Origin of the sequence: Sphingobium sp., assembly GCF_035511395.1 — a bacterium.
GTDB lineage: Bacteria > Pseudomonadota > Alphaproteobacteria > Sphingomonadales > Sphingomonadaceae > Sphingobium.
Genome location: NZ_DATKFP010000142.1, coordinates 1 through 12,066, shown reverse-complemented (window position 1 = coordinate 12,066; position 12,066 = coordinate 1). Strand labels below are relative to the sequence as shown.

Here is a 12,066-nt window from a genome sequence, read left to right as displayed (position 1 = left end):
GAAAATGGCTTTGCGATGACGCCGTGGGCGCCGGAGAAATCGTCCGGAATCTTGGCGACGTTGGCAGTCACGAAGATGATCAATGCATCAGGCCAACGCTTCTGAATGACTTTTGCTACATCCAGGCCGTTCGATCCGTTCGCGAGATGGATATCGACGAAGGCAAGCTGGGGATCGATATCGTCGGGTAGGGCCTCGACATCCTTCAGGCTGGCGGCCTCGGCCAGCACAATGTGGCCGCTGTCTTCGACGATGGCCTCGATATCCATGGCCAGCAGTATCTCGTCTTCGACTATCAGGACGTTCATCGCGTCGTTCATGCTTCGGTCTCGCTACGGGGAAAGGTAATCGTCACACAGGTGCCCGGAGCATTGTCGCTCCAGATCGCTTCTGCCCGCGCCTGACGGGCAAGCCGGGTGATCATCGAAGTGCCGATGCTTTTGGTACGCTGGTTTGAGGCGATGCCGGGGCCATCGTCACAAATTCGGATGAGCCCGCTATTGGTATCCTCTTCGACATGCACGCGGAGTCGGCCTGCTCGGCCGTCGGCAAACGCGTGTTTGATGGCATTGGTCAGAATTTCATTGAGGATCAGCCCGAGAGCCGAGGCATGGGCCGCGTCCACAAACAAGGGCTGAGTGGTGAAGTCCAGCACGATATTGATACGGCCACTTGCACCCACGACGTCGGTCGCAAGGTTCTGAACGAACGTGCCCAAATCGAAGCGCGCAAGGTCGGTCGATTGGTAAAGTTGACGATGAACAACCGCGAGGGCATCGACACGCTCCAGCAGGGAGTCGAGAATTGCCACGACCCCGGGATCATCGATCGTGCGAACCTGGAGGCGCAGCAAGGAACCGATCATTGTCAGGTTGTTTTTTACCCGATGATCGACCTCGTGAAGCAGGAGCGTCTTGGCATCAAGTGCAGCTCGCAAATCTGCGGTGCGCCGATCAACTTCACGTTCTACGAGAAATTTCTGATCGCTGATGATCTTCTGCGCCTCGATGCGATCGGAAACGTCCATTTGTGAGGCAAAAAAGAAACGGATTTCGCCTTGATTGTCGCGGACTGGCGACATGTACAACGCGTTCCAGAATGTCGAGCCGTCTTTGCGGTAGTTTAAGAGATCGACGTCGACATCATGGCCGTTTTCTATGGCGTCCCGGACGCGTGCTACGGCTTCACGGTTGGTATCAGGTCCTTGGAGAAACCGGCAATTGCGACCGACGATTTCCTTTCGGGTATAGCCCGTCAGTGCCTGAAACGCTTCGTTGCAAAAGACGATCGGATTATCAGCCTGCGCAGGATCAGTAATGACCATCGGCATACGTGTCGCACGCACTGCGGCGGCGAAAGGGTCACCGCGGCCATGCTCGTAATCAAGGATGTCGGTTAGATGCCAGTCGTCACTCTGCTTCAATTTCGCCTCCAGCGAAAGCCAGAGGGCATCGCGCAATCTTTCAAACCGCATCGGGCGAAGTTCGTTCCCTTGACCAGATGCGTTCTAGGCATGAGGAGGCGGGTTGAGCGCGACAACACCGCCAGTCCGCAAGTGGATCGAACCTCGATAACGTGCGTGACCTTTCACATGGTCTCCTGCGGCGTGGAGGCAAAACAGGCAGTCATGCCTTCCAACGGGCGGTTCTCGCTTCGGTGAAGCAGCACGCGGCTGCCCTTTGCATCTCGCGATCTGGTGCACGTCGTCGGTCGCTAGGGTGCTACTGTCCGGGATATCCCATCTTACAGATGACTGAAGGGCTGACTCTGGACCGGCGGGGACAGGAACCGACGCCAATCGCCTCAGTTCTCCTATGCATGGAGACCCACATCAGCACTCCCCCGCAGGCGATTTGCCCCGCGCGTCCTGTCCGGACGAAGAAGGGCCGCCCATCCGGCGCCGCCTCGCAACACGCGTGGCATCCTGATGGAATGGCCATGCCCTGGCATCACATGCGTGCGGTGTGTTCCACGCACTCGATGGCCTTGCTCATCTCCCCCTCCGTCACTACATCCGCAAACCTGGTTTCGTTGGGAATTCAATCCGGCCATCAATCTTGGGGCCTCGGCCACGGTCCTGTTTTTAATACGGGCTAGGTGCGCCCCACCAGCCGTCGTGGCTTCAGCGGCAGTACCCAATGTGCTGGCCCCCGAAGGGCGTACCGGTCTTCGTTCGATTTGTGCGAGGCGCCTGTCGGTGCTCGTTAGGTTAGGTCTTCGGCCACGCCAACGCTGCATGTTCCAAGCAGATGTCCCGTCTCCTTCCCCAAACCATGGCGTGCGCCAGCTGCTTTCCAGATCGCCATCGGCCCCGTTGCGCCTTCTCTTGAAGTGAAACGCAGACCAAACCGGACCGACCGCAGCTGAAGATCAAAAATTTCAAGCTGGGCGTCGATAAGGGTCGTGGCACGCTACTGGCCAAAGTCGAGATAGTAGCGGGTGGATTTCAGCGTGCCAGTCTGCCCGGGTGCGCCCATATCGACCAACTCGTGCAAATCGCGGGTTGCAGTTGCACGAGAGGTACCCGTGATGGTGACGTGATTGGCCGCGCTCTGCCCCCCGATGTAGCCGTCCAACCCTTCGCGAAACATCCGAGCAATGGTGCGCGCTCGCCCGCTCGTTCAGCCGGCACCGGAAGCGATCGTAGAATTTTGTCTTGGTGACGAGAAAGTCGATTAGGGCAAGACTGTGCGTCTGGGCGTCCAGCACGGTTTCGGCAAAATCGGTCAGCCAGGCAGTGATTTCGTTTTTCTTTTTAGACGCTTCCAGCGCATCGTGATAGGCGGGCCGCTTGCGCTGGATGACATGTGAAAGGGCTATCAGAGTGGGCTGACCGATTGCCTGTGACAGCCCTTCTCGGCTAGCGCACGAGCCACGCACCGGTTGCCATCCTCGAAGGAGTGGATCGACACGAAATAGAGGTTAGCGATCCCTGCCCGGGTCAACCCATTTTTTTCAGTGGCACGTCCTGCGAGGGCGGGACCTCGAAATGCACCTTCGGCTTGTGGCTGAAACCTGAGACGCCCTGCATAGCGTCTGCGTGTTCGCAGTAACTGCCGACAGCCTCGATGTCGTGCCGCCCACTGACCACCATGCGGTGCAAGGCGAACGGGGTCTCATCCGTGAGCGGTTCGGCAAAGTCGCGATAGAGGGCGATCATCATTTCAGAGATGCCGCGCTCGGTCGGCGGGATGCGACGGTCTCCGACGTCAAGACCGAACTGGCGGCGCAGCGAGCTTTGCACCCTGTCGCGGTTGGGCAACTCGCCTTCGATCTCGGACGTCTGGAGCGCTCCGCCGGTCATGAAAGCGATGGTGACGGCGGCGCGGTCATCGTCGGCAAGATAATTGACCGAACCGATGAGTATCCCGGACTGCAGCAGGAATCTGGTTTCAGACGCAGCCAAAGAGACGCTATCCCAACGAAATTCAGGCCAGTCTGGCTGCTGCCAATCCCACTTCATGAGCTATAAATAGCCTTTTTATAACTCACTGGATGTCAGTTTTTGAGGTAGAAGCCTGTGATTTTTGCCTCACCCAGCCACCACTCGCTGAGTGACCGAAGCGGGACAACCCGTTCTGACGCGTTCTAGCTATCGCCAACATGGCCATTTGAGACGTGTCATGGGATTATCAGAATTCGCTCCCGCCGTGCATGAGCGGGTTTCATGGAAAGCACGGCGTAAAGTGGGCGCGAAGCGCGAGCTCAAGCCCTGTCAGATCTGGGCCGTCCGCTTCTCTCGACCAATATCGACGCATCCGGGATCGGGCGCTGTTCGATCTGGCGATCGACAGTAACCCGCGCGGCTGCGACCTAGTAAAGATGAGGATCAGCGACATCGTTTGCGACCCGAGAATTCGGACACGGGCAACGGTGCTTCAGCTAAAGACCGGAAAGCCAGACCAGTTCGATTTGATGGATGATGCTCGTGCCAGCGGCATCGGACGAGGTGATGCCGCTGGCGATCCTTTCAAGAGATCAGCCGATCGGCGCGCAGCCGCTCGAACAGGGCGAAGAACGCATCGTCGGTGGGCTGATAGGCGGTGAAGCCCAAACGTCGGCTCTTGGTCATATCGGCCACGACCTCGATCGGCCGGCCCAGATCGGCGTCGGTATGCCATGGCGAGGCCAAGCGCGCGAGATCGGGCTCTGTGAGGTCCTCTCGAGCAGCAATTTCACGCCACAACCCTGCATCATCCGCCATCTGCTGCTCCAACGGCCAAACTTTGCCGTCGAACGGCGCAGCCTCGATGCCGAACCAGTCGGCGATGCGGCTCCACATCCACTGCCAGCGGAAGATGTCCCCGTTGACGACGTTGAACGCCTGGTCATGCGCTGCATTCGTCTCCGTCGCCCATAGCAAGTGGTGCGCGAGTTGGGTGGCATCGGTCATGTCCGTGAGCCCTGACCATTGCTCGGCGGAGCCCGGGAACGTGAAGGGTCGTCCGGTCTCGCGGCACAGCGTCGCGTAAACGGCTAGCGTCGTGCCCATGTTCATTGCGTTGCCGACCGCCAGCCCGATCACGGTGTGCGGGCGATGGACGCTCCAAGTAAAATCATCGCGCGAAGCCGCCGCGAACACCTCGTCTTCCTGGGCGTAATAGAAATTTTCTACGTCGAGGCGCCCCTGTTCCTCACGAAAGGGGGTCTGTGGCAGCGCGCCTTTGCCATAAGCCTCGAACGGTCCAAGATAATGCTTCAGCCCTGTAACCAGCGCGACGTGACGGGGACTGCCGGGTTTGGGCAAACCATTCAGCAGATTGCGCACCATCGCTGAGTTGACGCGAATATTCTGCGCCTCGCTGTCCTGCCGCAGCCAAGTAGTGATGAACACCGCGTCCGGGTCGATGTCGCGAAGTGCCTGCGCAGTCGCGAGCGGATCCTGCAAATCGGCGGCAATCGGATGTACCCCGGATTGAGCGTTGGGCCGCCGCGCCAAGCCATGGACAGTCCAACCCTGATCGACCAGAAGCTGCGCTGTTGCACTGCCGACTATGCCGCTTGCGCCTACAACCAATGCCGTTTTCGCCATGTCAATCTCCTTGTCGCGTCGGACCTAGGCATTGGCGCCTCCATCTTCTAGACGGCACCATTCACTGACCCAGACACCAGAAGGTAACCACATGCAACCCGGAACGTCGGACGATGAATGGCGGGAGGATTGCGCGCCCCGCCGCGTGCGGGTAAGAAGGCGCTACCGGGGCTCGCTGAAGCACGCCTCGCGCTGCTCCGGGTGCCGATTAGGGCGCGGAGTAACGAGGCGACCCGTCCTTAATGAAGCGAAAGCGCCGGGATCCATTGTTCTATCGACACCGAATTGCGAGCTTCGGAACCACTCTGGCCGACCTCGCTTTTTCTCCCGCCAATTATCGTCCATGTTGGGAAGACGGGCATCTTTCTATCGGCGAAAAGGGGGCGCTGTGGAGTGCAACCCCTACCACGCCCGCTCCGGAGGTCGAGCCGTTGAGCCGTTCAATAGTTGAAACTGAGCTGTCTTGAACGACGTTGGCGTCATAGCGCCGTCAGAGCCGGTCATAATGACGCAGACGTGAGGCGCGATAGAAACAAAAATCCCGGCCTTGCCGCACAGCTGATCCTGGCATTCATCGTCGCCGTAACCACTGTGTTGCTATGGCTCTTCGTAAAATCGCTGAGCCTTGCGCCCGACAAGGATCGAATGGTTGTCCCAGTGCCTCAGACCGGCTCGGATCGCCTTAAATCAGCGGCCTGATCTGCATTCGATCCCTCGTGCGAAGCTTTACGCATCGGCGTTGACTACAATCTCCGTGATGGTCGACCTGTTGGTCGATGGCGCGCTCGGTGTCGATGTAGCGAGAGCGGTCAGCACTTCCCACCGTAGAGCACGTCGAACGGCCTCGACATCCGCCATGGCTACGCTGAAGCGGCGATCGCCTCTCGCCCTGTAGCTTGGGAGCAAAACCGCCAGCCTTTCGCCGCTGCGCAACCCAACGGACCGTTGTCGATACTACTACGAGATCATCGGGTGAACGGGGAGATCGAAGACATGCGTACGCGACGGCAGCAGCGCGCGCAACTTGGTTGGCGGAGTGGGCGCGGCCGACCGGTACGTTCACGCGATCTTAGGGAACGGATGCGTGTCAGTTCCGACCCAGCGTTGCTTTCAACGCGTCGATCCGCTGAGATGCCTCGGCTTTGCTTATGCCGTCGGGCGGCAAGTCCTCGCCTGCCTCCTCGCATAGCGTCGTGAGATAGGAGGCCTGTGCGCCGGTCATTGGGTCGTCGCCCGACACCCATGCTGATGGATCCTTTTCCGTGTTCGATCCTGGGTGATCATCCAGTTTCGGATTATGCAGTTCATCGCTCATATGCTCATTCCTTGTTCTTTGTTTGTTCTTAACGCATAAGCAGGGGGGCCGGTTCCCACAAACGCGCGATGCAAATTCCGGCGCGTTCCAAACCCCCCAAGCGGGGCCGCGTTCTACACCGGAGCGTGCGAGCAAGACGGTGGCTCGGCTTACGGCGACCTGAGCACGCTGGTCCAGAAAGGCAAAGGCGTAGCCAAGGATGCGGTCCGGGCCGCAGACCTGTTCCCCAAGTCCTGCGAGTTGGACGATGCCGATGGCTGCCTCAATCTCGGCCGTACCTACAACGCGGGAGTTGGCGTCGGACGCGACCGGGCACAGGCGGCGGCTTATCGCCGGGCGCTGGAAATAGAACCGACCCTACGCCGCTCGACAAAGTTCTAGAGCGGTCCGCGCTATTCGCAGAGCTGGATCGAATATATCCTCGTCACTGGCAGAAGGTGGAAGAAGCCGATCGACGACTTCCGCTTGGTCGTGGACAAGGGCACGCCGCAGACGCTGGTCAGCTTTCGCGGCGAAGGCGTCAGGAAGATCGGCCCCGCTACGTTCGAAATGCGCAAGCGCGACTGGCGCCCCAAACAGGATTCTCGATCCTCCTTCTCAATCCATTCGGCGCGGAATGACGATCACGAATATGCCGCATGACGACGAATCTCGCCGACTTATCGGATTCATGCAGTGAACCCAGCGATCTGCGACATACGCGTGGGCCGGCCCCGAACTCTCCAGCCGGTGTGGCGCCGGGTCATCCGCTCTCCGGTCGATAAGCAGACGCGGCTTCCGGAGGGTTTCTTCCCCGCTCGATCAAGGGTGAATTCGACCGGTTGAACCTTCCGGGGTAACCGGGCGGCAATGGTCCTCGCTCAGAAGTGGACGTCGATGTAATCGGTGAGACCGTCACACCATTCGAATTCGCGCAGGCGATAGTAGGAGCGCTTCTGCGTGATCGCGAAGTGCCAGGTCTTGTCCTTGTCGCACACGCGGCCGACGTCGGGAATGTCGCTGATCCGGATGCGGCCGACGAAGGTGAAGTAGTCGGCGCCGATCTCGGTGATCGTGCCGTCGAGCAGCAGGCGGCCGGGGCCGCCCGCCTCGGCCTGCGCACCGCGCAGTTTCCAGACCCTGCCGTCGGTCCGCACGTAGGCGCTGCCGCGTGCCTTGCCCCAGTCGATCCACTGCAACGTCAGGCCCTTGTTCGCGTGCAGGCGCTGCGCGGCATTGCGATCGAGGATGCGGGTGGGGTCGGGAGACTGGACCGCTGGGCTTTCGTCCGCCCTTGTTATGGGCGCGATCGGTGCCAGCGCTCCTGAGGTGATGGCGAGCAGGGCGGCCAGGGTCGGTTTGCTGGTCATGTCCTCAATACCTCATGGGTTCGTGGCAAGGCGACACAGGTTTACACGGTCCAGACGGAAAAGGTGTCGTCTTGCATGTCACCTCGCCGGCAAAGTGTCGCCTTGCGCACCAAGACTGTCGCTCTGCACCGTGAAAGTGTCGCCTTAGGTGTCAACATGCGCTCTCGAATGTCGTCTTGTGCGTGCGCACCTGTCGCCTTGTACCGGTCGGGTGTCGCCTCGCGATTGGCACGCGACCGGGGGTTGGGTGGGATCTCAATAGGAGCATGGCCAAAACGTACCCCGGCACAACTCTTATAGGAAAATGGAACGTGGGAACCCGGCGGCACGCCGCCCGCTCACACGTCGAGTGCCGCGCAGTTGGCCTGCAGCACTTCCATCACCCGCGCGACCGCCAGTTCGAGCGGCGCGACTTCGCCCATCAGCGCGAAGCTGCCGCCCAGCGCGAAGGCGCAGTGGCCGTGGACCGTGGCAATCAGCGAACTGGTAAGCCGGGCGACCCGGTCGGAGCCGCTGTCTGGCAGGAGTGAGCCGACCTCGCGCCGGATAATGTCGGTCAGGCGCACGCGTTCGGCGACCAGGCTTTCGGCCATCTCCAGTCCCTCGGGAACTCGGTGTTCGTAGATCGCGGCCCACAGATTGGCATGGCAGGCGGCGAAATCGAAATAGCCCCTGACCAGCACCGCGATCCGCTCGCGGCCCTTCACCCCTTCCAGCCGCGCTTCGATCCATTCGGCCCACAGAGCGAACGTACGGCTGTTGATCGCCATGACCAGCAGGTCCACATTGCCGTAGATGTGCATGATCGTGCCGACCGAATAGCCCACGCGTTTGGCCACTTCACGTGCGGAAAAGCGGGCGTAGCCGCCTTCCGCCATCACCTGCTGCCCGGTCGAGAGGATCAGTTCGCGCAGTTCGTCGCGGCCATGGTCGGATCGGCGCCCCACGTCACTGCGCCTTGCGAACGAAGGGATAGCGCAGCTGCGCGAAGTAGCCCCTGGGGACCACTTCCGGCACGCCATAGCCCTGCGGCCACTTGCCTTGCGGGAAGTAGTGCGTGCCGAACAGGCGATCGAGCCAGGGGAAATGGATCGCGAAGTTCTTGTCGATCCCCTCGTCCTCCAGCGCGTGGTGCCAGTGGTGGAAACGCGGCACCACGAGGAACTGGCCGAGGCGGTCGAAGTTGCCGCGCACGTTGGCATGGATCAGCGACGAGTAGACGTAGACGAGGCCGATGTAGGCCTGCATCACCGAGGGCAGGAAACCGAGCGTCAGCAGGGGCAGCGAAGTCACTCCGCGCAGGAGGACGATCTCGACGAAGTGCATCCGCCCCCCGGCGAGCCAGTCCATCGAGCGGGCCGAATGATGCACCGCATGGAAGCCCCAGAGGAACGGGATCCGGTGGAACAGCCGGTGGAACCAGTATTGCGTGAGGTCGGTGAGGAACATCGCCGCGATGAACTGGACGATCCAGGGCAGCCCGCTCACGGCGGCGCGGACACCCGACAGCGTCTCGCCATGGGCATTGAGATAGCTCGATGGCGCCAGGGCAAGAAAGGTGACGATCTGCACCAGCATCGAACTGACGAGGAAGTAGAACAGGTCTTCGTTCCATTCGGGCCGGAACAGCCGCTGCTTGCCGCGATGGGGAACGATGCGCTCCAGCGGCGCGAACATCAGCCCCGTGGCGATCAGGTTCACCGCAAAGAAGTCGACGCCGAAGAAGATGCCCCAATCATGCATCTCGCGCGGTTGGACCGACGCGCCGCCCAGCACGGTGCCGGCCAGAGCCACCAGCAGTGCGGTCATGCCCAGCGCCTTGCGCGGGCGCAGCAGCAGGCTGAGCAGCGCAAGCGCATAAGCACCGAGCAGCGTGGCGTGGACGGCGATGCGGAATACACGCGATGCCAGGACAGGCGCCAGTTCGGGAGTGGCCAGCCAGCCGGGCCAACGCAGCGCCGCGACGAAGCTCAGCCCCGCGAAGGCAAGCAGCAAGGCGAAGAAGCCGGAAAACCAGCCGGTACCGAAGCCCCGCGCTTCGATCGGCGCTTCGAGATCGCGCACCAGCCGCTTGAGAATGGGTGTCATGGGTCCTGCTCTCCTGTCGTGACGACCCCTATAAACGTAAAATCGAACACTGTCTAATTTAAATTGCACGGTGTTCGATTGTTAGGTAGGCATGAGGCCTCGCAGCCACAACCGAAGGACGGGGCATGACCGAAATCCTGCTTTTAGCGACGATCATTCTAGGTGCTCTGCTGCATGATACCCGGCGCCGGCTTGCCCGACTGGAGCGGGCGGTGGGGGAGGGCGCTAATGCGCCGGGGCCTGCGGCTCTGCCCGATTCGGCGGTGTCCATTCGCGAGTTTGCGGACCCACGGACTTTGGCCCCGGCGCCGGTCATCACGCCTGTCGAACCGGAACCGTTGCCGCCCGAGCCCACCGCCGAAGCGGTCGCGGCGGCATTCGAAGCAGGCCCCGATGTTCCATATGTGGTGATCCACGAAGATGCGCCCTTCACCGAAGAAGCGGTTCATCCGGTCGGCAAGGCGGCAGCGTCTGGCTTCAGCTTCGAGGACCTGTTCGGACGCAAGCTGCCGATCTGGGCGGGCGGGATCACCCTGATCGTAGCCGCCGTGCTGATGGTCAAATATTCGATCGATTCGGGGCTTCTCTCGCCCATCGTTAGGGTGATGCTGGGGCTGGTGTTCGGCACGGGCCTGATCGCAGGCGCCGAACTGGCGCGTCGGAGCGAGGACAGGGTGCGCGATCCGCGCGTGGCCCAGTCGCTGGCCGGTGCCGGTATCGGCGGCCTTTACGCAGCCGTGCTTGCCGCCGCCAATCTCTACGGTCTCGTTGGGCCGGGCGCGGCGTTCGCAGGACTCGCCGCCATCACAGGCTTTGCGATGGTTCTGGCAATGCGCTTCGGTGTGCCTTGCGCGGTGCTTGGACTGGTCGGCGGCTTGGCGACTCCGGCTGTGGTGCAGTCCAGCGCGCCAAGCATTCCGCTGCTTGCCGGTTACCTCGCGATCGTGATCGGCAGCCTGACGCTGCTCTCGCGCCGCCAGCATTGGGTCTGGCTGGGCATCGGTGCACTCATCGGCGGGGCGGGCTGGAACCTGGTGCTGATCGTACTGGGCGGGCTGGACAATGCCGCCACGCTGTCGCTGGGACTGTTCATGCTGCTGCTGGGCCTCGGCCTGCCGGCGCTGAGTTTCGACCGGCACGCCGTGCCCGTCCTGCACGTCGGCGCGGCGATCGTTGCCGCCCTGCAGCTTGCGCTGCTGGTAGCGACAGGCGCGTTTGCGCCGCTGACCTGGGGACTTTACGGATTGCTGTCGCTGGCCTTCGTCTGGCTGACGGGGCGCACGCCCATGCTGCGCAAGGTCGTCGCGGTGCCGGTGCTGGCGGCGCTAGGCCTGGTGGCGCTCTGGCCCTCGCCGGGCATGGCGCTCTTCGTGGCCGTGATCGCTGGCATCGTGCTGATCTACGGGGGCTATGCCTTGCGCAACCTCTGGCGTGACAGGGGCGGGCTGATGGAGGTCGGGTTGCTCGGCGCCGTTTCGCTGGGGGGGTATGCACTGGCGTTCGGCCAATTCTACACAGCAGCGCCGGGACAGGACCGGCGCTTCGCCTTGCTGGCGCTTCTGTTCGCGGGCTTGCCGGCTGTCGGAGCAGCACTGGGCTGGCAACAGCCGGCCCGCCGTGACGACGCGCGGTTCGCGCTATTGGCCTCGGGCTCGGGTCTGCTCGTCGTCCTCGCCGCGCTGGTCGGGCTGCCGGCATGGGCGGTACCGATCGCGATCGCTTTCGTCGCCGCCGCGCTTCTGGCGCTTGGGATCGTAGCCAGGGACGATCGACTGTGCCTGGTGGCGCTGGTCTTCCAGACCGGTGCGATCGTTGCGCTTCCCATCACGGACGTCGCCGCGACCGAGTTGAGCCGCTTCATCGAGACCGCCGCCGTGCCTCACATCGGACAGGCAGTGCTGCGCTGGGCCGCCGTCGCGCTGACCGGCGCGGCGTTCGCCTGGCACCATGCGGACAGGCGCCGGGCGGTGCTGCTGCAGCCCGTCGCTACCGTGCTGGGCTATGGTTTGGTGGCGCAGGTCGTGCCGGCGGCATGGCTCGCCATCGCCGCCGCCGTGGCGCTCACCGTTCTCGCCGAGACGACGTGGCGAAAGCCCGCACTTCGTCTGGCCCCGACGCTGGTGACGCTTGCCGCCTTCATCGGTCTTTGGGCGCTTGAGCCCGTGGCCCGCTGGATGGTTTCCGGGCTGATGTCGCTGTCCGGCGAGCCGGTCTTCGCCACGAGCCTCCCCGCGCCCGGGATGACGGCGCAGCGGCAGCTGGTGCCGGCGCTCGCCTGCGCG

The 12,066-nt window shown here is 62.2% G+C and carries 9 protein-coding genes and 1 pseudogene; 2 read left to right on the top strand and 8 right to left on the bottom strand.

All coding sequences use genetic code 11. From position 1 onward, the window contains the following. The 5 genes from VMR39_RS09495 to VMR39_RS09470 all read right to left on the bottom strand — a co-directional run. On the bottom strand, positions 1-320 hold a 320-nt coding region (locus VMR39_RS09495; protein WP_325415724.1), incomplete at its 3' end, for a response regulator. Then, positions 317-1,459 carry a PAS domain-containing protein gene (locus VMR39_RS09490; RefSeq protein ID WP_325415723.1) on the bottom strand — a complete coding sequence of 381 codons (1,143 nt, stop codon included), beginning with the start codon at positions 1,457-1,459 and terminating at the stop codon, positions 317-319. The genes VMR39_RS09490 and VMR39_RS09495, both read right to left, overlap by 4 nt. A gap of 1,482 nt (positions 1,460-2,941) precedes the next feature. Then, complete coding sequence (locus VMR39_RS09485; protein ID WP_325415722.1) at positions 2,942-3,463, bottom strand: DUF4172 domain-containing protein; 522 nt, start codon at positions 3,461-3,463, stop codon at positions 2,942-2,944. A 507-nt stretch (positions 3,464-3,970) separates the two neighbouring features. After that, complete coding sequence (locus VMR39_RS09475; protein WP_325415721.1) at positions 3,971-5,032, bottom strand: SDR family oxidoreductase; 1,062 nt, start codon at positions 5,030-5,032, stop codon at positions 3,971-3,973. Between the two features lie 1,087 nt (positions 5,033-6,119). Then, positions 6,120-6,347, bottom strand: a complete 228-nt coding sequence (locus VMR39_RS09470) for a DUF3072 domain-containing protein (protein ID WP_325415720.1) — start codon at positions 6,345-6,347, stop codon at positions 6,120-6,122. Positions 6,348-6,746: 399 nt separating this feature from the next. On the opposite strand from VMR39_RS09470, the pseudogene VMR39_RS09465 reads away from it, so the two are divergent. Further along, a pseudogene (locus VMR39_RS09465) lies at positions 6,747-6,989 on the top strand (DUF4424 family protein); the annotation flags it as partial. A 218-nt stretch (positions 6,990-7,207) separates the two neighbouring features. Here VMR39_RS09465 and VMR39_RS09460 read toward each other — a convergent pair. From VMR39_RS09460 to VMR39_RS09450, 3 genes are all read right to left on the bottom strand, one after another. Further along, on the bottom strand, positions 7,208-7,696 hold the full coding sequence (locus tag VMR39_RS09460; RefSeq protein ID WP_325415719.1) for a hypothetical protein: 489 nt from the start codon (positions 7,694-7,696) through the stop codon (positions 7,208-7,210). Between the two features lie 338 nt (positions 7,697-8,034). Beyond that, positions 8,035-8,643: a TetR/AcrR family transcriptional regulator gene (locus VMR39_RS09455; protein ID WP_325415718.1), complete on the bottom strand. Its 609-nt coding sequence runs from the start codon at positions 8,641-8,643 to the stop codon at positions 8,035-8,037. A 1-nt stretch (position 8,644) separates the two neighbouring features. Continuing rightward, positions 8,645-9,784: a sterol desaturase family protein gene (locus tag VMR39_RS09450; protein ID WP_325415717.1), complete on the bottom strand. Its 1,140-nt coding sequence runs from the start codon at positions 9,782-9,784 to the stop codon at positions 8,645-8,647. 125 nt (positions 9,785-9,909) lie between these two features. On the opposite strand from VMR39_RS09450, the gene VMR39_RS09445 reads away from it, so the two are divergent. Next, on the top strand, positions 9,910-12,066 hold a 2,157-nt coding region (locus tag VMR39_RS09445; RefSeq protein ID WP_325415716.1), incomplete at its 3' end, for a DUF2339 domain-containing protein.